Origin of the sequence: Exiguobacterium undae DSM 14481, from assembly GCF_000620805.1 — a bacterium.
In the GTDB taxonomy this organism is placed as follows: Bacteria; Bacillota; Bacilli; order Exiguobacteriales; family Exiguobacteriaceae; genus Exiguobacterium_A; species Exiguobacterium_A undae.
The window spans coordinates 862,714-888,034 of record NZ_KK211187.1 but is presented as its reverse complement, the minus strand read 5'-3'; the positions used below and the strand labels follow the sequence as shown (position 1 = coordinate 888,034).

Sequence of the window (25,321 nt, the reverse complement as noted above, 5' to 3'; positions counted from 1 at the left end):
ATTGATTGAATGTGTGTTTTTTGAAAACGTTCGGTTAAATTACTTGCATTCTATAGCAAAAGCGTTATACTAAAGGCGAAACAACTTAATGAATCATCGTCTTTTGTCACCCGAAGCTTTAGAACACTATTCTATCCATTGGGGGAGTGGTTATACCAATGAAAGATTCTACAGACCGTATGTTGACCCGGATTAAATCGATTTATCTCTATATTAATGAGAACGGAGCTACTACGACAGCAGACTTGGTTGAAGAGTTCGGCATTACGTCAAGAACCGTCCAGCGTGACTTGAATGTGCTCGAATACAACAACCTCATTGTAAGCCCAAGACGCGGTACTTGGACATCAAGTAAAAAACAACGACAAGCCGGCTGATTAAGATGTTTCATCACACTATTTTCTGTTACGACGCGAATCCTTCGCGTCTTTTTTTGTTATTTTTTTTTCAAGCAGGGTATATCTAGTTTGAGAAGGAGATGAGCTTATGAATATTTTAATTATTGGAGCAAACGGAACAACAGGTCGGAAAATGGTGGAATTGATCGGCAAACAGGGACAGCATCAAGCCATTGCCGTCGTACGGGAAGAAAATCAAATCAATGATTTAATCGCACTGGGCGCTTCTGAAGTCCGCCTCGGTGATTTGACGAAGGACGTTACAGGAGTCGTCAAGGATGCCGACGTCGTCATCTTCGCAGCCGGTGCCGGTGGTGCTTCTGAAGAATTAACACGTGCTGTCGATCAGGATGGTGCCATCAAAGTCATCGATGCGGCAAAAGCCAACGGCATCGAACGCTTCTTAATGCTCAGTTCAGTTGGTGCTGATCATCCGCAAGGTGATTTAAAAGTTTACCTTGAATCAAAAGGTGCAGCGGACCGCCATTTAAAAGAGAGTGGTCTTGATTATACAATCGTCCGTCCGGGTCCACTCAGCTATGATGAGCCGACCGGTACGATTGAGACAAAAGAACATTTTGAGTCCTATGAAGGACGTGAAGTTCCGCGTGACGATGTCGCAGCACTTTTCGTGACCTTAATCGATCACCCGACACAAACACGTCAGTTCGAAGTATTAAGTGGTCCATTCCCGATCGCCGAAGCACTTCGCAACCAATAATCGAATAATCAACAAAGGACGCTCTTCCATTAAGAAGAGCGTCCTTTGTTCATTCCGGTTTCCAGTCAAACAAGGCCAATTCGCCTCGTGTCAATTCACGGTATTCCCCGGCTTCAAGCGTCGGATCAAGCGGTAACTGTCCAATCGACAAACGCTTCAGATACGTCACTTCTTTCCCGAGCGCAAGCATCATCCGTTTGACCTGATGGAACTTACCTTCCGTAATCGTCAACTCGAGTGTCGACGTGTCTTCCGTCGCTTCCAGAATGACCAGCTTACCCGGTTTCGTTTTGTATCCATCTTCAAGCGTCACGCCTTCCGCCACTTCCTCGATGTCGTCTTCCGTCAACATACCGATGACTTCGGCATAGTAAACTTTTTCAACATGCTTTTTCGGCGACATCAACGCGTGGTTGAATGAACCATCGTTCGTCAGCAACAATAACCCTTCCGTGTCCTTGTCGAGTCGACCAACCGGAAACGGCTTGAAGTAGGTGACATCTTCGAATAATAAATCGATGACGGTTTGATCCCGCTTGTCTTCTGTTGCACTGATCACACCCGGTGGTTTGTTCATCATCAAATAGATGAACTTTTGATACGTGACCGGTTCCCCGTATAAAAGTACGTGTTGCTGTTCGGTATCGACATGTTGCTTCGGATCGTACACGATTTCTCCGTCAACTTGAATCGCACCGGATTTGAGTAATTGTTTTACTTCTTTGCGCGATCCGGCTCCCATGTTTGAGAGTAATTTATCTAGACGCATTTCCTCGTCCTCGTTTCATTGAAAATTTTCGTCCAAGTACAGCTTCTGCCAATCCACTCCAAATCGCAAGCCCGGCGAATACGCCGATTCCGACACCTGCACCGACAATCAAAACGGTCAGCGAACCAAGCATCGTTTCAGGCAGCCAACTCGTTAAGCCCCATTTGACAAGCGCGACACTCGCTCCCATGATCGCACTGAGAATCATGATGAGCGACGTCCGCCGCAAGACCGTGCTGAACGGAAATTTGACCGTTTGCGTGATGCGAAAGAACATTAATCCTGTTGCGACGAGGTACCCGAGTATCGTTGCATACCCGGCACCCGTTCCGTCGCCCACCCAATGAATCAACGGTGCATTGAGCAGATATTTCGTCAGCAGACCGGCAAGCGTCGCGACAATCGTAAAATATTGTCGGTTGATCCCTTGCAGGACAGCCGCCGTGACCGAATAAAGCGCAAGGAACAATGCACTTGGTGCATAACTCAACAGGTACACCCACGCTGCTTGATCTTTCGGGAACAGGACGCGGAACGTTTCTTCACTTAATAAGATCATCCCGACGACAGCCGGAATCGTGACGAAAAAGGCCAGCTGGTAAATTTGCGAAATCTGTTTCCGGACTTTTCGCATATCGCCTTGTGTAAAAGATGCCGTCAACAGAGGTGTCGCTGATAACGACAACCCGGTTGCGACCGACACTGGAATCAAGACGATTTTATGACTATCTGCAATCAGATAGGCCGTCGCATTTCCTGCTGCTTCCAACGTATAACCGATGCTTTGTAAGGCCGCGTTCATCGTATTTTGATCGATGACCTGATAGAGCGGTGTTGATAAGCCGACCATGACGATCGGAATCGCATAGGTCAACAACTCTTTATACAGACCGGACAGCGGGCGGTCGGGTGACACGACCGTTTGACCGTCACGCATGGCTTTTAGACCGGGTGCCCGTTTGCGGAAATAGTAGACAAGCACGGCGACGCTGCCGATCGCACCGATGAAGGCACTGAACGTCGCAATCGTCGCGGCCCAGGCCGCATCTGAATCAAACAAATAAATCGCGATGCTGACACCGGCCAGTAAAAAGATGATGCGGACAATCTGTTCCAGAATTTGCGAAATCGCCGTCGGTCCCATCGATTGGTACCCTTGGAAATATCCACGCGTCATACTCATTGCCGGAATCAGTATCAAGGCGAAACTGACACCACGAATCGTCATCGTGACGGCATCAATGTATGCTGCCGAATTGACGTCTCCTCCGGGGATCGCACGGTGGGCCAAATACGGAGCCAGTAGAAATAAAGCTAAGAATGAAATCACACCGGTGATGGACATGATTTTCAGTCCTGAACGGTACAACCGTTCACTCGTGTCATATTCCCCCATCGCATTGTACTTCGCGACAAACTTCGAGACCGCAACCGGGATACCGGCCGTCGCAAGACCAATCATGATGGCATAATAGTTATAGGCGTACGTATAAAACATGATACCTGTCGCTCCGACCATGAACTGGAACGGAAACAGATAGATCAAACCAAGGGCACGTGAAATGAGTGATGCGCCCGACAGCAGCATCGTTCCACGAACGAAGCCGGTATTGCTTGATGAAGTCTCTTGTTTTTTGCTGACAGTGGACATGATAACCTTCCTCGCACTTTCTATTTTTTCTTGAATCGACCGACGTCTCAATATACAAGTTCTCTCTTGCACAATTGCAAATCATTATACCGCTCAGCTTCCATAAAAGAAAGAGACGGTTTGTTTACAGAACAAACTTCTGCTAAAGTGGAACAAGCAGAATCTAACGAATGAGGTGACCACATGTATGATGTAATCGTAATCGGAGGCGGGCCCAGCGGCTTAATGGCAACACTCGCCTCGTTACAGGCAGGAGCAAAGACGCTCTTGCTCGATAAAGGAAGTAAACTTGGTCGGAAGCTTGCCATTTCCGGCGGCGGTCGATGTAACGTCACGAACCGCAAACCACTCGAGGAACTCGTTCAATCGATTCCGGGAAACGGCCGTTTCCTCTACAGCGCCTTTTCTCAGTTCAATAATGAATCGATCATCGAACTGTTCGAAGGGTTCGGTGTGGCCTTAAAAGAAGAAGACAACGGACGGATGTTTCCCGTTTCCGATAAAGCAGCCGATGTCGTCCGCGTTTTGATTGATCAAATCCGGCAACATGGTGCAGAAATTCAGATCAATGCCGAAGTCGCGACCCTTGAATTCCATCCGGACGGTTCGTTCGCAGCCGTTTTATTGGCTGACGGGACCCGACTTGAAGCCAAAAGCTGTGTCGTCGCTGTCGGCGGACAATCGGTGCCGCATACGGGATCAACCGGCGACGGTTATCCGTGGGCACAAAAAGCCGGTCATACGATTACGGAGCTATTCCCGACGGAAGTTCCGATCTTGTTAAACGACTTGTTTATCCAGGAAAAAACGTTACAAGGTCTGTCGTTACGTGACGTCGCCTTGACTGTTCACGGAAAAAAGGACAAGCCGATCAAAACCCATACCGGTGATTTACTGTTCACCCATTTCGGACTGAGTGGTCCAATTGCTTTACGGTGCAGTCAATATACGATCAAGGAACGAAAACGCTCCGGTGAACGGGTCGTTCACCTTTCGATTGATCTGTTCCCCGAAGAATCAATTGGCGCTTTGACCGAACGTTTCCAAGCCGCCTTGTCGGCGAATCCGAAGAAAACGGTCCGCAATGCGTTGAAAGGTTTTGTACCGGAACGGCTGCTCGATTTGTTGTTCGCCCGAATCGGTTTTGGTGACGAAGTCTGTACTCAAATCAAAAAACAAGACTTCACCGAGTTTCTGGCGACACTCAAGCGGTTCCCGCTTCAAGCCATCGGGACACTCGATTTTGATAAAGCATTCGTCACGGGAGGCGGCGTGTCCATCAAGGAAATCCAGCCGAAAACGATGATGTCGAAGAAAGCCGACGGATTGTTTTTTGCCGGTGAAATCTTAGATATCCACGGCTACACCGGTGGTTACAACATTACGGCTGCTTTCGTGACCGGACACTGCGCCGGGACGAACGCTGCCCTCACAGCGACATAAAAAAAAGGCTAGTTCCGTCAGGGAGCTAGCCTTTTTAATCGATTGGCGTAAAGGAGCGACTCGAAAACTTGTCCGTCTCAATCAGAGCAAATAACTCATTGTCCTGAACAAATATTCCTTCCGCACCGTATACTTTCGGGCTGGCTGACTCTCCTGTGATCGTCACATCCTTCGTATCAATCGAATACAGGTATAACGCTTCCGAATCAAGCGTATAAATCCGACCTTGTCGTTCGGCAAGACCAATCGGCCGGAAGTTCTCCGTAAAGGCTTTTTTGGCATCACTGCGCATTCCGCTTGCCGTATCGATGCGTTTTCGGGCGACGACCGTCAAATACGGTGGTTTTTGCTTTTTCTTTAACAACCGCTTTTCCTTGGCCGTCGCATCCGGATCGATTTTAAGTTCATCTTGCTTCGTCGCAAAATATGTCAACTCGCTTCGATTTAAGGAACGGATATGGTTGATCGTATAAAACTGTTTTTGCTTCATATCGTAACCAAGTCCGTGAAAACTGTCCCGGATCGTCGTACCGGCTACTTTTTCCCGTTTGTCTTCCTTCCAGACGCCGTCTTCTCGCTTCACGGTCACCAGAATCTGATTGGAAGTCAACAAGGCGACAGTTTCTCCGTCGACGAGTGTCATGCCGTCCAGTCCTGACAACATTAACTTTCCGTCCTCTTCAATTTGGAAAGAGGCATTGATCCGTTCACCGGTTCCACTGATTTCAAAAAACCGATAATCTTCCGTCACGACGAGATACGAGCCGATGGAATCATCGTATAACATCTGCTGGACATTTTTGATCAACGGTTCTTCCGGATTCGGGATCGAAGAAGGTGTTTTAGGCGGAACTTGTTTCACTGCTGCCTGATGTTTGGATTGTGTCTCAATTTTTGCGAAGGTCTCTTGGATTTGTGCCACCGTTTCTGGTTTCGAGAAAACGAGCAACACGCAAAGAATCAGACCGGAGACAACGGCAAAAATCGTTGTATAGACTATATAAGTTCGTTTCATTTACACAAATCGCCTTTCTGTCTCGGTTTCTGATTCAGTTTAGCAGAAGGCGCCCTAAAAAAAAAGCGGACTTGCGACGGATATCGACAAAACCCCCTTGCCTGAACACTTCAGACGAGGGGGTTTTCGTTAGTTCGCTACGATGTTAATCAATTTCTTCGGAACGACAATCACTTTCCGAACCGTTTTATCGCCAATCCACTCTTGCGTTTTTTCATCCGCAAATGCAAGTGTTTCAATTTCTTCTTTTGTTGCGTCGATACCGATGACGAGTTTCGAACGGACTTTTCCGTTGACTTGAATGACGAATTCCATCGTATCACTCACGAGTTTCGTCTCGTCAAACGTCGGCCAAGCGGCATACGTCAACGTGTCCTCAAAACCAAGTTGTTCCCATAACTCTTCACCGAGGTGCGGTGCAACCGGTGTCAACAATTGAACGAATCCACGCAGGAAGTGGCGCGGCAATACAGGTTGTTTGTTCGCTTCGTTAACGAAGACCATCAACTGCGAGATCCCTGTGTTGAATTGAATGTTCGTGAAGTCTTCCGTTACTTTTTTGACCGTCTGATGGTAAACGCGTTCGAAGTCCGCATCGACCGTCGTCACGTCTTGAATATCAGCCGTCCGTTCGAACAGACGCCAGACACGATCCAGGAAGCGGCGTGCTCCATCGAGTCCATTTTCAGACCACGAAACGGACGCATCGAGTGGTCCCATGAACATTTCATATAAACGAAGCGTATCGGCTCCGTGTGATTTGACGATTTCATCCGGATTGATGACGTTTCCGCGTGATTTCGACATCTTTTCGTTGTTTTCGCCAAGGATCATCCCTTGGTTATATAGCTTCTGGAACGGTTCCTTCGTCGGTACGACACCGATGTCGTACAAGACTTTATGCCAGAAACGGGCGTACAGCAAGTGAAGAACGGCATGCTCTGCTCCACCGATATAAATGTCAACCGGTAGCCAATACTTTAATTTCTCCGGATCCGCGATCGCGTCTTCGTTATGCGGATCGATGAAACGAAGATAGTACCAGCAGCTTCCGCCCCATTGCGGCATCGTGTTCGTTTCACGGCGCCCTTTGAGTCCAGTGACGGGATCCGTGTAGTCAAGCCAATCTTCCGCAAGCGCAAGCGGCGATTCTCCCGTGCCGGAAGGCTTGATTTCAGGAATGATTGGTAACTCAAGTGGTAATTCCGATTTATCCAATGTTTTCATCGTTCCGTCTTCCATATGGACGACCGGAATCGGTTCGCCCCAGTACCGTTGACGACTAAACAACCAGTCCCGTAGACGGAAGGTAATCTTCTTGCGGCCGACTTGGTTCGTCTCCAGTTCCGCGATGATCGTGTCGATCGCATCTTGTTTTGAAAGTCCGTCGAGCATCTGTGAGTTGACATGTTCGCCTTCTCCCGTATATGCCGCTTCCTCGACGTTGCCGCCTTGTACGACTTCAATGATCGGAAGGTCAAACTGTTTCGCAAACTCGTGATCCCGCTCATCGTGTGCCGGAACTGCCATGATGGCTCCCGTGCCGTAAGTTGACAAGACATAGTCCGCGATCCAAATCGGAAGACGTTCGCCGGAAATTGGATTGACGGCAAATGCGCCTGTGAAGACACCCGTTTTTTCTTTCGCGAGATCCGTCCGCTCCAAATCAGATTTTGTCTGAACCGACGCAATGTACGTGTTGACGGCTTCTGCATGATCGGCTGTCGTGATATCCGAAACAAACGGATGCTCCGGCGCAAGGACAAGATAAGTCGCTCCGAATACGGTATCCGGACGCGTCGTGAAGACCGTCACTTGCTTTTTGTGACCGTCAATCGTAAAGTCGATTTCCGCCCCTTCCGATTTACCGATCCAGTTCCGTTGCATTTCCTTGACGGATTCCGGCCAATCGAGCTCGTCCAAATCTTCCAATAACCGTTCGGCATAATCCGTGATCTTCAAGACCCACTGACGCATCGGGACACGGACGACCGGATGGTTTCCACGTTCAGATAAGCCGTCGATGACTTCTTCGTTCGCAAGCACGGTTCCAAGTGCCGGGCACCAGTTGACGGCGACTTCATCGACAAACGCGAGTCCTTTTTCATACAACTGCGTAAAGATCCACTGTGTCCATTTGTAGTATTTCGGATCCGTCGTATTGATTTCACGGTCCCAATCGTAAGAAAATCCTAAATCTTTTAACTGACGTTTAAACGTCTCGATGTTTTGAGCAGTGAACTCCCGCGGATCATTTCCCGTATCAAGGGCGTATTGTTCCGCCGGTAGACCAAATGCATCCCATCCCATTGGATGAAGAACGTTATAACCTTGCATGCGTTTCATACGGGCGAGGATATCCGTTGCCGTGTATCCTTCCGGGTGTCCGACATGCAGTCCAGCTCCCGATGGATATGGAAACATGTCTAGCGCATAAAATCCTTCTTTTTCTGGATCTTCTGTTGTTACGAACGCATTGTCTTGCTCCCAACGTGCTTGCCATTTTGGTTCGATCTCGCGATGATTGTACGGCATCTCTATTCCTCCTCTGAATATACAAAAAACCGGTCTCCGCCCCTAGGAATAGGGACGAAAGACCGGTTTGTCTCCCGCGGTACCACCCACGTTGTCTGCCGAGACAGACCACTTGATTCACGGATAACGGTGTGAAGGACCGGATTCGCTACTTCTGTTCACGAATCATGCTCCCTGACGAGTTCACGGACGATCCCGACTGGTTTGCACCGACCACCAGCTCTCTAAACGGAATGACTCCCTTACTACTTCAGTTCGTCGCAATTGACTATCTATGTGTTAGTGTAAGCTGAATCTTCCCTTATCGTCAACGGTTCCGTAAAATTTCTCCGATTGCCGCATGCGTTGAGACGACGTGGTCCGCGTGATGCAGGATTTGTGTCGGCATCCGCTCATCCAGCAAGGCGATGACTTCCATTCCTGCTTCCTTCGCCCCGATCATCCCGTTTGTTGCATCTTCAATCACGATACAAGCCTCCGGTGCTTGGTCAATCCGTTGTGCCGCCAAGCGGAAAATCGCCGGATCCGGCTTCGACCGTGGGACTTCAAATCCGCTCGTATACGCATCAACCGTCAATCCGTAATGCGCGATGACGCGTTTGATTTTTTCAAGTGAACTCGACGACGCAATGGCCACCTTGTATCCTTCCGTCCGCGCAAGAGCCATCAACTCGTGGACACCGTCTTTTAAGCCACACTCTTCCGGCTTGGCATGCTGTTGAAATAATTCATGTTCAAGTGCAAGCAACGATTCCGTCGAATGCGGCAAATCATGTTGGGTGATCAGTTCCTGCCACATTTCGTCCCCTGTTTTCCCCATGAACGTCGCGTATTGAACACGATCGAGTGGAATCGCTAATGTCCGGAACATCTGCTGATGCACTTTAAAATATTGAATTTCACTATCCAGAATGACACCATCCATATCAAAAATCAGTCCAGTTTTTTTCATTGTTTTCCCTCCCTCCGATAGCGTACCAAAAAAAATGACAGTCCGCAGACTGTCAGGTCCATTCAAGTCGAGACGACGGTCTCATGATACCGGTACTCGGGAAAATAATTTGCCGCTTCATTCCGACCGTACTGCTTACATAATTGCTCGTAGATTTGCGGCAATAAAACCGTTTTTCCTTGATGGTATTCAAACATCCGGTACCCGGTGTAACGGCATTTGCTTTCAAACAGACTGTCGCGTTCCTTGTAACCGCCACCCAAATGCTGTTCGACCATTCCCGCAGCTTTTGAGTACAAAATCGCTTCATATTCAAGGCGTTGGTTGGGAAACAGTTTATGCTCGTCCCGCTGACAACCAATCAGATGACCGTGCGCATAGTCATGACCTAATAAGATGAAGTACGCTCCTATTGTTTGCCCCCGCCACTCGGCCATCAATAACGTAGGCCGGCAAAGTGCCGTCGGCTGAAACAATTGTTCAAAGTAGTCTGTCGTAAAATAATAATGTAACGAAGCGTCTTTTCGGTCCATCGTCTGATAATACAGTTGAATGAACGTCTGTAAATCCTCTTTTGCTCCACAACGGACCGTCAATTCAGACGCCAAGGACTTGCGAATCATACTCCGATTTTTTTTATGGAAGGTCTGTATGATTTCGTCTACAGGGGGGCGAAGATCGATGCTGGTTGTATGTCGAATGAATTCTTTTCCTGTCCACTCCGGAACTTGTTGTTCGTTTTTAGTCAACGGATTAAACCGGATCAGTTCCGAGACGACATGATGCTGTCTTGCCCATTGCCGAAATGAACCTTTGGCCAGTGCCAATTCCTCCGGCGTCAACGTCCCGACAATTTCCGGTCCGCCGTAACCGTAAGGCGTGATAATGTCAAAGTAGGGTGTATCAAAGATTCGCCGTTTTAAAAAAGGATAAAACAGTTCGCCCGACTGCCCCTCGAAATAAATCAAACCAGCCGATTCTTCAGAACGTGCGTTCAACTTGACGTACTCATAACTGTAAAAAATGTCGAGCGGCTTCCCTCTTATGAGCGCCGTCCAAGTGGATTGATCTTCGATGAATACACACTGCCTCATCTTCTTCACCTCCAACACGTGACACGCCGGACAAAACACCATTCCCTTTAATTTGGTTAATTAATTAATTTTTCCTTTTTAAAAATAATTACCCTATTTAATCCATTTTATGCTTTCTTGAGCAATAAAAAAGGAGGAAAAGTAACGTACACTTTTCCTCCCTTTGTTCAGGGTTGTACTTTTTTGGGAACGGCCCGGATGAATGTAAATCCGGCCACGATAATCAGTCCGATTAACGTCAAGAAGACAGCATTCATTCCTGAGATATCATAAATCAATCCACCGACGGTCGGACTGATCATCCGTCCGGCCGATGCTGCGATATTGACGTATCCTTGGAACTCCCCTTCTTTTCCGATCGGTGCCAAGCGTGCAGCCATTGCTGGAACAGCCGGCCAGATGAACATTTCCCCGATCGTCAAGATAATCATCGCGACTAAAAACATCTTGAAGCCGCCGGCAAACGGCACAATCAAATAAGACAGCAGGAAGATACCGGTCCCGGTCAACAACTGACGCTTCAAATCATCTCCAAACCACCGCAAGACAGGCGTCAACAACGGTTGTGCAAATACGATCAACGCTCCGTTGATTGTCCAGAGGATCGAATACTCGGAAATCGTAACACCAAGAGATTTTGTATGAACGGCAAATGTTCCTTGCCACTGGACATAGACGAACCATAACAACGCGTAACCGATCGATACGTACAGCATCGTCCGGACAGACGCTCGCGATAACGGTTCACGTTCTCCGTCCCCTGACGTCGTCGCCTGGCGTTTCAGCGGATTCACTTGAATCCAGTTCAGACCAACGAGTAATACCAGCGCAAACAGCAGGTATAACACGAGATTCGCGATGAAAATAAATTGAATGTCAATCGCCGCAATCTGTCCACTGATTGCCGTTCCAAGCGCGACACCGACATTTTGGGCGACATAAATTGCATTGAAGGCGCGTCTTCCGCCTTCCGGCCAGATAACACCTGTCAATGCATAAATCGTCGGGAAAACCATCCCACCGACAAATCCAATCAATCCAAGCATCAGAACGTATCCGGTGAAAGTCTGGTGGAACATCCATAATCCGACCGAAGCCAGAACGAGACCAACGACACTGATGACAAGTGTCCGTTTACCACCGAGCCGGTCAAACGCTTTTCCCCCAATGTAGTTTCCGACGATGGCAAGCGCCGAGTTGACGAACAACGCCATTCCCGCTTTTGTCATCGATTCGCCTAAATATTCATGAATGTATAATGTATTAAACGGCCATAAAAAAGAGGATCCTGTCGTATTGATCGCCATCGCCAATACCAGAATCCAGACCGCACGAGGTAATTTCGGCATGATCAGTTTCCTCCAATATAGTTTCCAACCTTGCCACTTTACGAAATTGCATCGCACTCTGTCAAGGAACTTCGATTTAAACGAACAATCGGAAAAATGATACAATTGACTAAATGATCGGATTTGCGGGTACTTAGAAAAAACAGAACAGCTATCAGGAAGAGGAGTTTATGCCATGTCACTTGCACGAGTATTACCTTACGCCAAAGAATTACTGGAGTCTGTCATCCATGAAGGGGATTGTGTCGTCGATATGACCGCCGGGAACGGTCATGATACACACTTCCTTGCCGAACAAGTCGGACCAAGCGGTCGGGTCATCGCTTTTGATGTCCAGGAGCAGGCGATTGAAGAGACGAAACGCCGGTTGCAGGCAGCTCATGTTTCGGAATGGGTCGATTTGTATCACGAAAGTCACATCCATGTCGGAGCGCGCCTGTTTGAAGAACAGCGTCCGATCCGCGCCGGCGTCTTTAATCTCGGTTACTTACCGGGGAGTGATAAATCGGTCACGACGACCGGGGAAGAGACGTTAGAGGCGCTCGGCGCCCTTCTGCCCGTCCTCGTGCCTGGAGGATTGATCGTCCTTGTGATTTATCACGGACATATCGAAGGACGTAAAGAACGCGACGCCGTCCTCGACTATGTTTCGCTCCTGTCCCAACAAGATTATGCCGTCTTACAATACCGGTTTTTGAATCAACAAAACAATCCGCCTTTCATCGTCGCCATCGAAAAAAAGCTTAAAAAACAGATCAACGACTAAAAAAAGCTTAAAAAACAGATCAACGACTAAAAAAAGGAGGATCCTGTCGCGGGCGACGGTATCCTCCTTTTTTTAATTCGCTTCTTACTCTTCGACGAGTTTGAGGAACAATAGTAATTTTTCGGCAAACCGTGTGTTCAAACGTTCGAAACTAAAGTGCGGGAAGCCGTGCAGACGCTGCAGATAAATCTGGTCGCCCCCCATTTTCCGGCACACTTCGAGCGTCAGCTTGACATCGGCAAACTGATCATCCGGCGCATAAAAACAGGCGAGATGGACACGCGGTAATTTTTTCCGTTCTTCATCATGCAACACGATCTCTTCTTCAATCTCGCGATACTGTGCATACGTCAACTCACCGAGACGAACCGCATCTTCATTGTTTTGCCCAAACGGTAACGTCCCGAGCGGTGCATCCGGGCGAAAACGATCAAATGCACTCGCAAATACTTGTTTGACGCCGCCGAGCTGTTTCGAATTGTGCCAATCAAACAACGGCGAGATGAATGACAGACTGGCGATCGGCAATTCGTATTCCTGCAACAGCCGGTTCACGACGAGTGCTCCCATGCTGCAGGCAATGATGTGAATCGGAAGCTTTCGTTTACCGGCTTCCCGTAACGCTTCTTTTAATAATTGTTGGTGTTCTTCAAACGATACACGACGTGGTGCATCGACCAAAAGCACTTCATATTCCCGTTCCAAGACGCGAATCAATGCTTCGCTCGGCCGGGCACGTAATTGGAGTGGATACACAAGGACAATCACTCCGGTTGGTTGTTCTACCACACGCTCACCTCTTCATCAGATATCCATCTAGTATGCAACAAATCCGACTTCAGCAAAACCGCCTCAAGTCGGATTTCTTTTTCCTTATTCATATATACGTTGCAGCCGCGTCACAGGTTCCACCTGTCCAAACACTTCTTCCGTCGTTTCACTGACTTCCTTAAAGCCGAACGAGGTCAAAAAGTGACGGGCCTTATAATTGCGTGATTCGACGTACACTTCGATGGGAGAGGCACCTTGGCGCTCGAGCTCTCGAATCAGCCGCCGCCCGATTCCATTCTGTTGGTATTTCGGCAGGACATACAGGCGGACGATTTCCCACGTCCCGTCAACATCAATTGCATGAATGAATCCCACAATCTCCCCATCGATCAGACCTACATTAAAATATTCTCCGCGCGCTTCTTCTGCTGTCCGGATTGCCCGAACAACTTCTTCTTGCGGGTAGGCTTCCTGAACGAAATGGGCTTTCGAGCGCTCAGAATAGATTTCCTCGTACGTATCCATCCAAGACGTGAGCGCAATATCATGAATGCGTGCTGCATCAGCAGGAACTGCTTCGCGTATCTCCATACCGAAATCCCCCTTTTCCTTTTACAGACTCATGTTCTTTTACCCTTTTCTAGAAATTTCAGTCGTTTCCCTGCAAAGTTCCGGAGAAACAAAAAAAGTTCAGAAACACCCTTCAGGGAGTTTCTGAACTCAGGATTATGCGAAACGTTTTGCCTGCTCTTCAAGAGTAGCAGCTTTGTCTGTTTGCTCCCATGGCAATTCGATGTCTGTACGACCGAAGTGACCATATGCTGCTGTCTGACGGTAAATCGGACGGCGGAGATCAAGCATCTTGATGATGCCTGCAGGACGAAGATCAAAGTTTTCTGCGATCAATTCGACGAGTTGAGCTTCTGGAAGCTTACCTGTTCCGAACGTATCGACAGCGATTGAAACCGGGTGCGCAACACCGATTGCGTAAGCAAGCTGAACTTCTGCTTTTTCCGCAAGACCAGATGCGACAAGGTTTTTCGCGACGTAACGTGCTGCGTAGGCAGCAGAACGGTCTACTTTGGTTGGATCTTTACCAGAGAATGCACCACCGCCGTGGCGTGCGTAACCGCCATACGTATCAACGATGATTTTACGACCTGTTAATCCAGCATCACCTTGTGGTCCACCGATGACGAAACGGCCAGTCGGGTTGATGAAGAATTTTGTTTCAGCGTCGATGTATTCCGTCGGGATGACCGGAGCGATGACGTGTTCTTTCAGATCAGCTTGAATTTGCTCAAGCGTTACTTCTTCTGCATGTTGTGTTGAGATGACGATTGTATCGACGCGAACAGGTTCATTGTTCTCGTTGTATTCAACCGTAACTTGCGTTTTACCATCCGGACGGAGGTAATCGAGTTGTCCTGTCTTGCGGACTTCTGCAAGACGACGAGCAAGTTTGTGTGAAAGTGAAATCGGAAGTGGCATCAGTTCAGGTGTTTCTTTCGTTGCGTAACCGAACATCAGACCTTGGTCTCCTGCTCCGATTGCATCGATTTCTTCATCTGACATGTTTCCTTCGCGTGCTTCAAGCGCCTGGTCGACACCAAGAGCGATGTCTGCTGACTGCTCATCGATTGAAGTCAATACAGCACATGTGTCTGCATCGAAACCGTATTTAGCGCGTGTATAGCCGATTTCGCGAATGGTTTCACGAACGACTTTCGGGATATCCACGTAAGTCGATGTCGTAATTTCTCCTGCAACTAAAACAAGTCCTGTCGTGACAGAAGTTTCTGCCGCAACACGTGCGTTTGGATCCGCTGCAAGAATCGCATCCAAAATTGAATCCGAAATCTGGTCACAGATTTTATCCGGGTGACCTTCAGTTACTGATTCCGACGTAAATAGTCGGCGATTAAGGTTTGTCATGTTTGACCCTCCCAAAAAAGAATTTGACGGTGTACTCATTTCCCCTAGTTGAGTGGGACGGTAAAATGAAAAAAACCTTTCCATGTCCAAAAATGGTCAGGGAAAGGTTGTGCGTTCTTCCTTTACCCTCTTATCGTTCGAAGTGTTTACTTCGCTTCAGGAGAGCACCTTTTCCTATATTAATGATGAAACTAATATAAGACGGTTGCCGGGTTTCTTCGGGCCTTGTTCCCTCCACCTGCTCAGAATAAGAGTATCCGTTACGAATTACATGATATAAACTTGTGCCCACTCTGTCAAGCAACGTTTTAATTTCTAGTCGAAAAATTTCGAAAGAGATGTTAAACTGTTTATGCTGAAAGCGTTTCCAGATAAATAGAAATCAGCGCATGAAAAATGATTGCCCTATCTTTAGTATGTCATATATAATGAATGTGTCATACTAATTGTAGAGCCAAAACCAACGTAGGGGAAAGGTGGGGTCAGGATGCCGATGACGGTCCTGAATATCGAAGAACTACTCAAGAAGGAGCATGTGTTCAAACAACTATCTGTTGCCGAACTAGTCGAACATGCGATTCGCAACAACGAAGGAGTTCTTGCAGAAAATGGTGCTTTGTCTGTAGAAACGGGGAAATTTACAGGTCGTTCACCGAAAGACAAGTTCATCGTCCGTGATCAATCATGTGAGACACATATCGATTGGGGCCATGTGAATCAGCCGATGGAGTCGGACAAATTCGAACAACTGTTACAAAAAGTTCTTCGTTACATGAACGAAGCAGATCAACTCTACTACACAGAGGCAGCTGCTGGTGCCGATACACATTTCACCCTCCCGGTACGCGTCGTGACAGAGTACGCTTGGCATAATCTGTTTGCGAAACAATTATTCTTACGTGAATATCCTACGGTTGCGGCCTTTGAACCATTTACGGTCGTCTACGCACCACATTTCAAAGCCGATCCGCTTGTTGACGGCACGAATTCGGAAACGTTCATCGCCATGTCATTCGAACATCGTATCGTCTTGATCGGCGGAACGGAATATGCGGGAGAAATCAAGAAATCGATTTTCTCGGTCATGAACTATCTGTTGCCGCAACAAGATGTGTTATCGATGCACTGTTCCGCCAACGTCGGACATGAGGGCGACGTCGCCTTATTCTTCGGACTCTCCGGTACTGGTAAGACCACCTTATCGGCAGACGACAGTCGTCAATTGATCGGGGACGATGAGCACGGCTGGTCTCATGACGGTGTCTTTAATATCGAAGGCGGCTGCTATGCGAAGACGGTGAACTTGTCGCGTGAAAAAGAACCACAAATCTTTGATGCGATCCGTTTTGGCACCGTCCTTGAAAATGTTGTCCTCGACGACACCCGGACTCCGGATTACGATGATACATCGTTGACTGAAAATACACGCGCGGCTTATCCGATCACAGCAATTGACAACATTGCCATCCCGTCACGTGCCGGTCATCCGAAAACGATTGTTTTCTTGACGGCTGATGCCTATGGTGTGTTGCCTCCGATCAGTAAACTGACGAAAGAACAAGCGATGTATCACTTCCTGTCCGGCTACACGTCGAAACTGGCCGGGACAGAACGCGGTGTCACGGAACCGGAAGCGACGTTCTCGACATGCTTCGGCTCACCGTTCCTGCCGTTGATTCCTGAAAAATATGCGACGATGCTCGGTGAACTGATTGATCGCCACGGCGTGACGGTTTATCTCGTCAACACCGGTTGGACCGGCGGTGCTTACGGAACAGGCAGCCGCATCAAACTGGCCTATACACGGACGATGGTCAACGCTGCCGTCAACGGTCTGCTTGCCGACATCCCGACAGAAGAACATCCGGTGTTCGGATTGCACATGCCAATCGAAGTACCAGGTGTTCCGAGCGACTTGTTGAACCCTGTTAAAGTTTGGGCGGACCCGGCTGTTTATACTGAACAAGCAACAGCTCTCGCTCATAAATTCAAACAAAACTTTACCCGCTTTGTCAGTGCGACCGATGCGATTAAATCAGCCGGTCCTCGTGTGTAAGCCGTCTCCAAAATAAAAAAGTTGAGCCTCTGCTTGAGGGGCTCAACTTTTTTGTCTTCAGACAATCGAATCCGTTTTGTCTTGCAGGTGGAGTTCTTTTTGAGCCAACCATTCTTGGCTTTCTTTCAGCAACTCATAGGCACGTCGTTTGGAAATACCAAACCGGTTACTGAGCAGCTCAAACCGTTCGAATTCGCCGCGATCTGCACTGATTGCAAGCAACAGACAATCCCGAAACGGATGGTCCTCTCCTTGTAAGACATGTTTTAATGCAGGCTCAATCGGCAGTTGGTCGATGATTTCATCGATATCAACCGACAACAGGGCATCAATATGCGAAAGTAATCCGATCATGTAGGCACTTTCTGCTTTTAACGTTTTTGTTTCCGTCGCGAACAGCTCACATAACTTGGCACAGTGTAAAGACGAACGCAATAATTCATTCGACCATTTATAGGGACTGGCGAGTTTCATCTCGCGTAAAACAATTAGTGAAATCCAGCTCTTCAGTTGAGAGAAGCCTAACAAGGAAATGGCTTGCCGGACCGAACTGACTGTATTCCGTAAGCCGATTCCGGGAGAATTGATCAATTGGAGGACTTGGACACTGATGTATGGGTTTCTTTCAATCTCATCGATGACGTCGTCATAATACTCATCTGTTTCGAGCCATTTCAACATCTTCAGCAAGACCGGTAACTGCGGTGGGACGGCCTTTCCTTTCATCAACATCGGTTTGGCATAAAAATATCCTTGAAACCAGTCATATCCCATTTCAAGGCTTCGCGTATGATCTTCATGGGTTTCCACCCGTTCCGCCAGAAAACGCATGTGGGGATAATTTCGTTTCAGGATATGCAGAATGGCACTTTGTTCCCGTGGATTGATGGCTTCAATATCAATTTTGATTAGATCAATCAAGTCAAACAATTCCGGACCATGATTCCGCAAGAGATCTGTGACAAAATCATCGAGTGCCAGCATGAATCCTGCTTCTTTCCATTTTTTCAGCGTGTGTAACATCGCGCTGTCAATGTGAACGGTCTCCAAGACCTCAATCACAAAACGGGTTGGATCCAAGTGATCGATTAACTCCGACTGCAACAAGTCTCCCGTAAAGTTAATGAACAATCGTTTTCCTTCTGCCACACGATCTACGCCGAGATGGACAAGCGTGTTGGTCAACACATCCATCGTCGCTAAGTCGCCGTCAAAAACAGCCGGTGCGTCGACTGAACGATAGAGTAATTCAAAAGCATCAATCGAACCGAACCGGTCAACGATTGGTTGTCGTGCAAGTAAGATTTCCATCTCATGTTCCCCTTCTCGATCCGTTAGTCAGGCTAATTTTATATGTTCCAGTATATCAAATATCCATTTATCTTAAAAAATCAGTTTTTTAAAAGATATCAATGTTGCAAATATCTACAGAAAAAAATCACCTCAATGATACGCATTGAGGTGATGACAACATTAAATTCCGTCACGTCATCATCCAGTTGATGACGTCATCCGTCACTTCGAGTTTTTGACGAATCGGAAATTGATGGGCATATTGATACACTTTTAAATGCGTCTGCTTTGGATAACGGGCGGCGTAATTCGTCGCATGACGCAATCGGACATTTTGATCGTACAAGCCGTGAATCAACAAGACATCGCCTTGCGGCGGAAAATAGAGCGGAGAACGAACGTGATAAGCTTCTGTTTGTTGCTCCGGCAATCCACCCGTGAACCGTCGCAACATCTTCCGCATCGTCTGCTGTTCTTCATACGTCCAGACAAGATTCGTCACCCCTGCCCAGGAAACGGTCCGGGCGACGGGACGATGATGCGCAAGCAGTAACGCCATCTGTCCCCCCCGGGAAAAACCAAAGACCGACGTCCGGTCCACTCGTTCATCCAACCAGTCAAATGCCGAAATCGCGTCACGAATATCGTGGTGACCAAAATCTTCTTTGCCCGTCCCCCCCAGGTTTCCCCGGTAAAAGGGAGCCATGACCAAGTAGCCGGCTTGAGCAAACTGCATCAGACGTGTCGGTCGGACCATTCCGATGTTCCGTGTCCCACCACGCAAGTACAACAATCCTTGACCGTTGGCACGGACCGGCAGGATGACGTACGCACCGACCTGTTCGCCGTCAGATGTCTCATAAAAAATCCGAAACGTCCGGAACGGTCCCTGCCGCGGCAATTCAAACCAATCGGCGTTCGGCGAGTACACGCAATGTCTCCGGAAGGACGCGGTCCTTCATCATGAAGCTGTATTGACGGTTCGTATCAAGACGAGGTGGGATGTCGTCCAGCAAGTAAGCACCGTCTGTTTCATCCACTGCAAGATGCGGGACAAGGGACTTAATTTCGGCAAAATAAATGTTTTTGATGATGGTGTCTCCCCGTCCTTCAACACGGTATTGTCCAATGTACTGGAGACGTTCAATCCGTCCCCCGGTCTCCTCCATCACTTCTCGGTACGCCGCTTCCTCAGCTGTCTCTCCGGGCTCGACTTTCCCCCCCGGAAATTCATACCCGCGCTGTTTATGATGTGTCAGCAACCATTTCCCTTCGTACACGGCAATGACCCAGACATGAAGCGGATGAATCGAGAAGGGATGGTCCTCAAAACTCAGTTCAACCCGATTTTGGTAATAATCTAAAAACGTAATCACGTGCGTGCACCTCATTTCTTCTTCTCTCTTCACTTTACCTGTTTCGAAAGCATTCTAAAAGTGAAAGTGTGTAGGAATTTGTCAGAATGACAAAAAAAGACATCTCTCGAATCCGAGAGATGTCAAGATGCTTATTTCAAGCGAGCTTCGAGCTCTGCTTTTTCCGCTTCAAATCCTGGTTTACCCAGTAAAGCGAACATGTTTTTCTTGTAGGCTTCTACTCCCGGTTGATCAAACGGGTTCACGCCAAGCAGGTAACCGCTCATCGCACACGCTTTTTCGAAGAAGTAGAACAAGAATCCAAGATGGTACGGCGTCATTTCTGGTAATTCAACCGTTAAATTCGGCACTTGTCCATCTGTGTGGGCAAGTAGCGTTCCTTCAGCTGCCTTATCATTAACGAATTGAATTGATTTTCCTTCAAGGAAGTTCAAACCGTCCAAGTCTTGCGCATCCTTTTCGATCGTCAAGGCATGACGCGCTTGTCCGACTTTAATGACCGTCTCAAACAAGTCACGGCGTCCTTCTTGCACGTATTGACCCATCGAGTGGAGATCCGTTGAGAAATCAACCGCTGCCGGGAAAATGCCTTTGAAGTCTTTTCCTTCTGATTCACCGTACAACTGTTTCCACCATTCCGAAACATAATGCAGGGCCGGTTCGTAGTTGACGAGGAGTTCGATTGTTTTCCCTTTTGCGTATAACGCGTTTCGGACGACTGCGTATTGGTAAGCTTCGTTCTCCGCCAAGTTTTCGTTTGAGAACTGAACTTGAGCGTCACGTGCGCCAGCCATCAATTCTTCAATCGAGATGCCTGCCGCTGCGATCGGCAACAGTCCAACCGGCGTCAAGACAGAGAAACGTCCACCGACGTCATCCGGAATGACAAACGTTTGATACCCTTCCGAATCCGCAAGTGTCTTCAAGGCACCACGCGCTTTATCCGTCGTTGCGTAAATCCGGTCTTTCGCGCCGGCTTTTCCGTACTTGTCTTCCATGAACGTTTTCAAAAGACGGAACGAAATCGCAGGTTCTGTCGTCGTGCCTGATTTCGAGATGATGTTGACCGACACATCTTTCCCTTCAAGTACTTGGAACAAATCGTGTAAGTACGTTGAAGAAATGTTATGTCCGGCATAAATGATTTGTGGTGCTTTCCGTTCTTCTTTGGATAACAAGTTATGGAACGAATGACCAAGCATCTCGATTGCCGCACGGGCACCAAGATACGATCCGCCGATTCCGACGACTAACAAGACATCTGAATCCGACTTGATTTTTTCCGCCGCCGCCTGAATTTTCTCAAATTCCGCTTTGTCGTAGTTTGTCGGTAAGTCGACCCAACCGAGGAAATCACTGCCGGCACCTGTACCGTTGTGAATCGCTCCGTGTAATGTTTTTACCGTATCCGCCATATAGTCCACTTCATGTTGTCCTACGAATTGTAGGGCCTTCGAATAATCAAAACGTACTGTTGTCATTCACTCGTCCTCCTTATTCATTCGCAAACAAATGCGACCTTCCTTTTCATTAAAACGCAAGAAGGAAGGTCGTTCAAGTCTTTTGTGAAAAGATTAGCAAATGTTACATCGCTTATAAAGCAGCCGTTACGATTTGACGGACATCTTCGTTACCAAGTGATTTGAAGTTACCGAAGTCTCCGCGTGTCATGGCTGACTTCACGATCGAATCGATTGTATCTTCCTTGATATCATAGTCCGCGAGACGGTTTGGTGCACCAAGTGATGTCCAGAACGCGCTGATGGCATCGATTGTCGCGTGAGCCGCTTCCATCTCTGATTTTCCTGCCGTATCGACGTCAAAGACGTTTTCACCGAGTGTGACGAAACGGTGGGCGTTTGACTCGTCGAGGACGTGACGCATCCAGTTCGGGAAGAGAATCGCCAGACCACCTGCGTGCGGGATGTCATGCACTGCTGAGACCGCATGCTCGATGTTGTGCGATGCCCAGTCACCACGTGCGCCCATTTGCAGGACACCGTTGAGTGCCATCGTACCTGCGAAGAGAATCGTACCGCGAAGTTCGACGTTTTCAAGATCGTTGACGAGTTTCGGTGCTGCTTCGACGACTGCTTTCATGACGCCTTCTGTCATCCGTTCTTGAACCGGTGCATGTGCCGTGTGGAAATATTGCTCGAGGCAATGGCTCATCATGTCGACGATTCCATAAATCGTTTGGTCTTTCGGAACACTGACCGTGTACTTCGGATCAAGAATTGAGAATGTCGGGAACGTTAACGGGCTGCCCCAACCGTATTTTTCTTGTGTCTTCCAGTTCGTGATGACAGAACCTGCGTTCATCTCTGAACCGGTTGCTGCAAGCGTCAAGACCGTTCCGAACGGGATGACGGTTTCTGGTGTTGCTTTTCCGATGACGAGATCCCATGCTTCACCTTCATACGGGATACCGGCTGCAATCAATTTCGTGCAGTCGATGACGGAACCGCCACCAAGTGCGAGCAATGCATCAACACCCGCTTCGCGAGCAATTTTAATGCCACGCTCTGCTGTTTCGATCCGTGGGTTTGGTTCAACCCCATCACACTCGACGTATTCGATGCCGGCTTCGTTTAATTCACGCGTTACGTCATCATACACGCCGTTGCGCTTGATGCTGCCGCCGCCGAAGACGAGCATGACTTTTTTTGCATTTAATGTTTTCAATTCGTCTTTAATCTTGCTGACTTGACCGTCACCAAAAATAAGTTTCGTTGGATTACGATATTCAAAGTTTTCCATTGTGTGTTGCCCCCTTGATAAGTAATGAACACCTTACATTATCCACACATTCCCCTTTTGCATCTATTTTAATGCTTATAACGCAAAAAAAAGAGAACCGACCGATGTCGATTCCCTTTTAAAAACTTATTTTTGGAAGTTTGATTTTTCAATCCATTCTTCCAATTTGCCTTTTAACACGTTGAAGCCAGGAGCTTCTTCTTGTTTGAAAGCAGGACCTGCATCGCGACGGCCAGCGTTTTTGCGTGGGCCTTTAGCGCGTGCTTCGCGTTTTGGAGCTTCTTGTGTTGCTTTGATCGAAAGCTTCATTTTTTTGTTAGCTTCGTCGATGTCGAGAACTTTAACAGTTACTTCATCGCCAACTTTTACGTAATCGTTGATGTCTTTTACGTAATCGTGTGAGATTTCTGAGATGTGGACGAGACCTTGTGTTTGCTCGTCAAGTGCTACGAAAGCACCAAAGTTTTGAATACCAGTTACTTTACCAGTAACAACTTGGTCTTTTTCAAAGTTTGCCATAGTTTATACACTCCCTAACTAAATTCATCAACTTATAATAACATACTTTTTACGGATGGTAAAAAATATTTTTCAAATTGTTTATTTTTTATTTTACAAGGGAACAAATTAGTAGCAAGACTTCAAGTATTCCCCCTGATTCTGCCGGACTTTTCGAGTCCGGCCCTTTTTTTGTTTTCTTACTCTTTTCATGAAGGAAAACAGAGAAAAAACATGTAAAAAGGACCGGTCCGGTCTGCTCGCTTTCCGCGGACAAGCCATCATGACGCTTCAGATGCGAATGCATCTTTCAGGGGCATGATTGGCTTGTTTTTCCGCAGGAGTCGAGCATGACCTCACCTGTCCTAGCGTAAAGGAAATTACATGTTGAAGCAATAAAAATTTAAAGAGTAGTTGACGACTTACAAATCGTCAAATCCGTTCGCGTCCGTTACTTTCGCATACGACCGTGATTTCTGCTCGAAGAAATCGGATTTCGTCGCATTCATCGAGTCGTCGGAATACGCCCGGATCCATGGCATGACGTCTTCATCATGTCCTTCATACAGGTCGTCAAGTCCGATGACACGAAGACGTTTGTTAGCCAGGTATTTGACGTAGTCACGCATCTCGCTGACATCAAGTCCATCCAAGTCACGTAACACGTATTCACTCCACTCAATCTCAAGATCAACCGCGCGCTCAAACGTCGCGTAGACGAACTTCGTGAATGAACCGTCGGCGTCGATGGATGGATGTTCCGTCAGAACGGCACGCAACAATTGACTGATGAAGTACGAGTGTTGCAGTTCATCACGTTGGATGTAACTGATCATCGTCGAGGTACCGACCATTTTTTGGTGACGCGCTAAATTATAGAAGAAAGCAAATCCGGAATAGAAGTTAATCCCTTCAAGAACAATCGAAGCGACGAGTGACTTCGCAAAGTTTTCCGGCGTCCGGTCGTTTTGGAAATCTTCGTACAGATCTAAAATAAAAGCATTCCGCTTCATGACCATCTCGTCATCTTTTGCGATGTCGAAGATCCGGTTTTGTTCCGACAGCGGCACGAGACTCGACAGCACGTAGCTGTACGATTGGTTATGCACGACTTCCTGCTGGGCTACAATCGCGAGGATCGCATGAATCGAGGCGTCTGATGTAAACATCGCCGATTCCAAAATGTAACGGGTTTGGACGGAATCAAGGATCGATAACAGACCGATGATCCGCTTAAAGGCATCCTGTTCCCGTTCGCTCAATTGATTCCATTGTTGCATGTCTTTTGACATCGAGATCTCATCCGGAATCCAGAAGTTCGATAATAACTGTTTATAGATCGAATAAAACTGAGGATAGGCAAGATCGTTCCAGTTGACGATCGAACTCGTTTCGCCGCCAATAATCGCGGTCGCCCGATTTGGATGACGGGCATCAAGCAGTTTGATTTTTTGTAGTTGTTCCATGTTGTTCGGCTCCCTCTTGCTGTAATTGCAATAACGTTCGACGTGCCCACTCCTTGACCAGATGCGGCCGATTTCGTGGGGATTGTTCGATTTTGAGTAGTTCACCTGCGAGTGGGACACCAAATTTCGAGAGATGATAGGCCATCTCATCGACGGCACGGCAATATTTGACGAACATCTTGTCGCCCGTCCCAAAAACGGCAGCCTGTGGAATCTTGTGCGGACTTTCTTTTAAAACCAGCTTCAGACAGTCCCGCATCTCATCCGGCAATTGACCGTCCCCCCAGGTGTACGAACCAAAATAGACGATATCATAAGGGACCAGCTGATACGTCGTTACGTCATCGGCAAAGATCATCGTCGGTTCAACCTGCATGTCGGAACACGCTTTCGCGATCAGTTCCGCAACCTCCTCTGTATTTCCGCTCATTGACGCATATACGATTGCTGCCTTCATGATATCGTCCTCCTTC

General features: G+C 47.8%; 23 protein-coding genes, 1 riboswitch and 1 other annotated feature. Of the genes, 5 read left to right on the top strand and 18 right to left on the bottom strand.

What is annotated here, in order from left to right:
- Nucleotides 1-158: 158 nt before the first annotated feature.
- Together P397_RS0105160 and P397_RS0105155 are read left to right on the top strand one after the other, a co-directional pair.
- Entirely contained in the window at nucleotides 159-377 is a 219-nt protein-coding gene (locus P397_RS0105160; RefSeq protein WP_012371138.1) for a DeoR family transcriptional regulator, read from the top strand.
- 109 nt (nucleotides 378-486) lie between these two features.
- Nucleotides 487-1,119, top strand: a complete 633-nt coding sequence (locus P397_RS0105155) for an SDR family oxidoreductase (protein WP_028105843.1) — start codon at nucleotides 487-489, stop codon at nucleotides 1,117-1,119.
- Between the two features lie 49 nt (nucleotides 1,120-1,168).
- On the opposite strand, the gene P397_RS0105150 is transcribed toward P397_RS0105155, so the two are convergent.
- Both P397_RS0105150 and P397_RS17125 read right to left on the bottom strand, forming a co-directional pair.
- On the bottom strand, nucleotides 1,169-1,888 hold the full coding sequence (locus P397_RS0105150) for a pseudouridine synthase (RefSeq protein WP_028105842.1): 720 nt from the start codon (nucleotides 1,886-1,888) through the stop codon (nucleotides 1,169-1,171).
- Nucleotides 1,875-3,539 carry a putative polysaccharide biosynthesis protein gene (locus P397_RS17125; protein WP_035387580.1) on the bottom strand — a complete coding sequence of 555 codons (1,665 nt, stop codon included), beginning with the start codon at nucleotides 3,537-3,539 and terminating at the stop codon, nucleotides 1,875-1,877. Before P397_RS17125 ends, P397_RS0105150 begins: the two co-directional genes overlap by 14 nt.
- A 183-nt stretch (nucleotides 3,540-3,722) precedes the next feature.
- Here P397_RS17125 and P397_RS0105140 point away from each other — a divergent pair, with 183 nt between their 5' ends.
- Nucleotides 3,723-4,982 (top strand): BaiN/RdsA family NAD(P)/FAD-dependent oxidoreductase, encoded by a 1,260-nt coding sequence (locus tag P397_RS0105140; protein ID WP_028105841.1) that lies wholly within the window; start codon nucleotides 3,723-3,725, stop codon nucleotides 4,980-4,982.
- Between the two features lie 34 nt (nucleotides 4,983-5,016).
- Here the strand turns inward: P397_RS0105140 and P397_RS0105135 are convergent, their stop codons facing one another.
- The 5 genes from P397_RS0105135 to P397_RS0105115 form a co-directional block, all read right to left on the bottom strand.
- Nucleotides 5,017-5,997: a hypothetical protein gene (locus tag P397_RS0105135; protein ID WP_028105840.1), complete on the bottom strand. Its 981-nt coding sequence runs from the start codon at nucleotides 5,995-5,997 to the stop codon at nucleotides 5,017-5,019.
- A 129-nt stretch (nucleotides 5,998-6,126) separates the two neighbouring features.
- The gene (gene leuS, locus P397_RS0105130; protein WP_028105839.1) at nucleotides 6,127-8,532 is read right to left on the bottom strand and encodes a leucine--tRNA ligase; all 2,406 of its coding nucleotides are present in this window, start codon (nucleotides 8,530-8,532) and stop codon (nucleotides 6,127-6,129) included.
- 47 nt (nucleotides 8,533-8,579) lie between these two features.
- Nucleotides 8,580-8,800, bottom strand: a binding site (T-box leader).
- A gap of 39 nt (nucleotides 8,801-8,839) precedes the next feature.
- Complete coding sequence (locus P397_RS0105125; protein ID WP_028105838.1) at nucleotides 8,840-9,484, bottom strand: HAD family hydrolase; 645 nt, start codon at nucleotides 9,482-9,484, stop codon at nucleotides 8,840-8,842.
- A 62-nt stretch (nucleotides 9,485-9,546) separates the two neighbouring features.
- Nucleotides 9,547-10,578, bottom strand: a complete 1,032-nt coding sequence (locus tag P397_RS0105120; protein ID WP_028105837.1) for a GNAT family N-acetyltransferase — start codon at nucleotides 10,576-10,578, stop codon at nucleotides 9,547-9,549.
- Nucleotides 10,579-10,745: 167 nt separating this feature from the next.
- On the bottom strand, nucleotides 10,746-11,927 hold the full coding sequence (locus tag P397_RS0105115; RefSeq protein ID WP_028105836.1) for an MDR family MFS transporter: 1,182 nt from the start codon (nucleotides 11,925-11,927) through the stop codon (nucleotides 10,746-10,748).
- A gap of 175 nt (nucleotides 11,928-12,102) precedes the next feature.
- Between P397_RS0105115 and P397_RS0105110 the strand changes: the two genes are divergently transcribed.
- The gene (locus P397_RS0105110; protein ID WP_028105835.1) at nucleotides 12,103-12,693 is read left to right on the top strand and encodes a class I SAM-dependent methyltransferase; all 591 of its coding nucleotides are present in this window, start codon (nucleotides 12,103-12,105) and stop codon (nucleotides 12,691-12,693) included.
- Nucleotides 12,694-12,777: 84 nt separating this feature from the next.
- Here the strand turns inward: P397_RS0105110 and P397_RS0105105 are convergent, their stop codons facing one another.
- The 3 genes from P397_RS0105105 to metK all read right to left on the bottom strand — a co-directional run bounded on the left by P397_RS0105105 (nucleotide 12,778) and on the right by metK (nucleotide 15,399).
- Entirely contained in the window at nucleotides 12,778-13,482 is a 705-nt protein-coding gene (locus P397_RS0105105) for an alpha/beta fold hydrolase (protein WP_028105834.1), read from the bottom strand.
- 84 nt (nucleotides 13,483-13,566) lie between these two features.
- Nucleotides 13,567-14,055, bottom strand: a complete 489-nt coding sequence (locus P397_RS0105100; protein WP_026832273.1) for a GNAT family N-acetyltransferase — start codon at nucleotides 14,053-14,055, stop codon at nucleotides 13,567-13,569.
- 135 nt (nucleotides 14,056-14,190) lie between these two features.
- Entirely contained in the window at nucleotides 14,191-15,399 is a 1,209-nt protein-coding gene (gene metK, locus P397_RS0105095; protein ID WP_028105833.1) for a methionine adenosyltransferase, read from the bottom strand.
- A gap of 127 nt (nucleotides 15,400-15,526) precedes the next feature.
- Nucleotides 15,527-15,653: riboswitch (SAM riboswitch) on the bottom strand.
- 233 nt (nucleotides 15,654-15,886) lie between these two features.
- Between metK and pckA the strand changes: the two genes are divergently transcribed.
- Nucleotides 15,887-17,455 (top strand): phosphoenolpyruvate carboxykinase (ATP), encoded by a 1,569-nt coding sequence (pckA, locus tag P397_RS0105090; RefSeq protein WP_028105832.1) that lies wholly within the window; start codon nucleotides 15,887-15,889, stop codon nucleotides 17,453-17,455.
- A 57-nt stretch (nucleotides 17,456-17,512) separates the two neighbouring features.
- Here pckA and P397_RS0105085 read toward each other — a convergent pair whose 3' ends face one another.
- From P397_RS0105085 to P397_RS0105050, 8 genes are all read right to left on the bottom strand, one after another.
- Nucleotides 17,513-18,766 (bottom strand): EAL and HDOD domain-containing protein, encoded by a 1,254-nt coding sequence (locus P397_RS0105085; protein WP_028105831.1) that lies wholly within the window; start codon nucleotides 18,764-18,766, stop codon nucleotides 17,513-17,515.
- A gap of 172 nt (nucleotides 18,767-18,938) precedes the next feature.
- Complete coding sequence (locus tag P397_RS0105080) at nucleotides 18,939-19,679, bottom strand: alpha/beta hydrolase family protein (RefSeq protein ID WP_051523892.1); 741 nt, start codon at nucleotides 19,677-19,679, stop codon at nucleotides 18,939-18,941.
- The gene (gene ytkD, locus P397_RS0105075) at nucleotides 19,651-20,124 is read right to left on the bottom strand and encodes an RNA deprotection pyrophosphohydrolase (RefSeq protein ID WP_026832268.1); all 474 of its coding nucleotides are present in this window, start codon (nucleotides 20,122-20,124) and stop codon (nucleotides 19,651-19,653) included. Before ytkD ends, P397_RS0105080 begins: the two co-directional genes overlap by 29 nt.
- A 131-nt stretch (nucleotides 20,125-20,255) precedes the next feature.
- A complete protein-coding gene (locus P397_RS0105070; protein ID WP_012371157.1) occupies nucleotides 20,256-21,605 on the bottom strand; it encodes a glucose-6-phosphate isomerase in 1,350 nt (449 codons plus the stop codon).
- A gap of 112 nt (nucleotides 21,606-21,717) precedes the next feature.
- Nucleotides 21,718-22,884 carry an iron-containing alcohol dehydrogenase gene (locus tag P397_RS0105065; RefSeq protein ID WP_028105829.1) on the bottom strand — a complete coding sequence of 389 codons (1,167 nt, stop codon included), beginning with the start codon at nucleotides 22,882-22,884 and terminating at the stop codon, nucleotides 21,718-21,720.
- A gap of 126 nt (nucleotides 22,885-23,010) precedes the next feature.
- On the bottom strand, nucleotides 23,011-23,403 hold the full coding sequence (yugI, locus tag P397_RS0105060) for a S1 domain-containing post-transcriptional regulator GSP13 (RefSeq protein WP_012371159.1): 393 nt from the start codon (nucleotides 23,401-23,403) through the stop codon (nucleotides 23,011-23,013).
- A 401-nt stretch (nucleotides 23,404-23,804) separates the two neighbouring features.
- A complete protein-coding gene (locus P397_RS0105055) occupies nucleotides 23,805-24,848 on the bottom strand; it encodes a ribonucleotide-diphosphate reductase subunit beta (protein WP_026832265.1) in 1,044 nt (347 codons plus the stop codon).
- Nucleotides 24,817-25,305, bottom strand: a complete 489-nt coding sequence (locus P397_RS0105050; protein WP_026832264.1) for a flavodoxin domain-containing protein — start codon at nucleotides 25,303-25,305, stop codon at nucleotides 24,817-24,819. The genes P397_RS0105055 and P397_RS0105050 overlap by 32 nt, the downstream gene beginning before the upstream one ends.
- Nucleotides 25,306-25,321: the final 16 nt, after the last annotated feature.

Excerpts from the sequence above, each read along its gene's own strand:
- metK (WP_028105833.1), bottom strand. The coding sequence starts at position 15,399 with ATGACAAACCTTAATCGCCGACTATTTACGTCGGAATCAGTAACTGAA.
- P397_RS0105100 (WP_026832273.1), bottom strand. The coding sequence starts at position 14,055 with ATGGAGATACGCGAAGCAGTTCCTGCTGATGCAGCACGCATTCATGAT.
- P397_RS0105110 (WP_028105835.1), top strand. The coding sequence starts at position 12,103 with ATGTCACTTGCACGAGTATTACCTTACGCCAAAGAATTACTGGAGTCT.
- P397_RS17125 (WP_035387580.1), bottom strand. The coding sequence starts at position 3,539 with ATGTCCACTGTCAGCAAAAAACAAGAGACTTCATCAAGCAATACCGGC.
- P397_RS0105125 (WP_028105838.1), bottom strand. The coding sequence starts at position 9,484 with ATGAAAAAAACTGGACTGATTTTTGATATGGATGGTGTCATTCTGGAT.
- P397_RS0105135 (WP_028105840.1), bottom strand. The coding sequence starts at position 5,997 with ATGAAACGAACTTATATAGTCTATACAACGATTTTTGCCGTTGTCTCC.
- P397_RS0105115 (WP_028105836.1), bottom strand. The coding sequence starts at position 11,927 with ATGCCGAAATTACCTCGTGCGGTCTGGATTCTGGTATTGGCGATGGCG.
- P397_RS0105050 (WP_026832264.1), bottom strand. The coding sequence starts at position 25,305 with ATGAAGGCAGCAATCGTATATGCGTCAATGAGCGGAAATACAGAGGAG.
- P397_RS0105140 (WP_028105841.1), top strand. The coding sequence starts at position 3,723 with ATGTATGATGTAATCGTAATCGGAGGCGGGCCCAGCGGCTTAATGGCA.
- P397_RS0105120 (WP_028105837.1), bottom strand. The coding sequence starts at position 10,578 with ATGAGGCAGTGTGTATTCATCGAAGATCAATCCACTTGGACGGCGCTC.
- P397_RS0105055 (WP_026832265.1), bottom strand. The coding sequence starts at position 24,848 with ATGGAACAACTACAAAAAATCAAACTGCTTGATGCCCGTCATCCAAAT.
- P397_RS0105150 (WP_028105842.1), bottom strand. The coding sequence starts at position 1,888 with ATGCGTCTAGATAAATTACTCTCAAACATGGGAGCCGGATCGCGCAAA.
- leuS (WP_028105839.1), bottom strand. The coding sequence starts at position 8,532 with ATGCCGTACAATCATCGCGAGATCGAACCAAAATGGCAAGCACGTTGG.
- yugI (WP_012371159.1), bottom strand. The coding sequence starts at position 23,403 with ATGGCAAACTTTGAAAAAGACCAAGTTGTTACTGGTAAAGTAACTGGT.
- pckA (WP_028105832.1), top strand. The coding sequence starts at position 15,887 with ATGCCGATGACGGTCCTGAATATCGAAGAACTACTCAAGAAGGAGCAT.
- P397_RS0105155 (WP_028105843.1), top strand. The coding sequence starts at position 487 with ATGAATATTTTAATTATTGGAGCAAACGGAACAACAGGTCGGAAAATG.
- P397_RS0105085 (WP_028105831.1), bottom strand. The coding sequence starts at position 18,766 with ATGGAAATCTTACTTGCACGACAACCAATCGTTGACCGGTTCGGTTCG.
- P397_RS0105065 (WP_028105829.1), bottom strand. The coding sequence starts at position 22,884 with ATGGAAAACTTTGAATATCGTAATCCAACGAAACTTATTTTTGGTGAC.
- P397_RS0105160 (WP_012371138.1), top strand. The coding sequence starts at position 159 with ATGAAAGATTCTACAGACCGTATGTTGACCCGGATTAAATCGATTTAT.
- P397_RS0105070 (WP_012371157.1), bottom strand. The coding sequence starts at position 21,605 with ATGACAACAGTACGTTTTGATTATTCGAAGGCCCTACAATTCGTAGGA.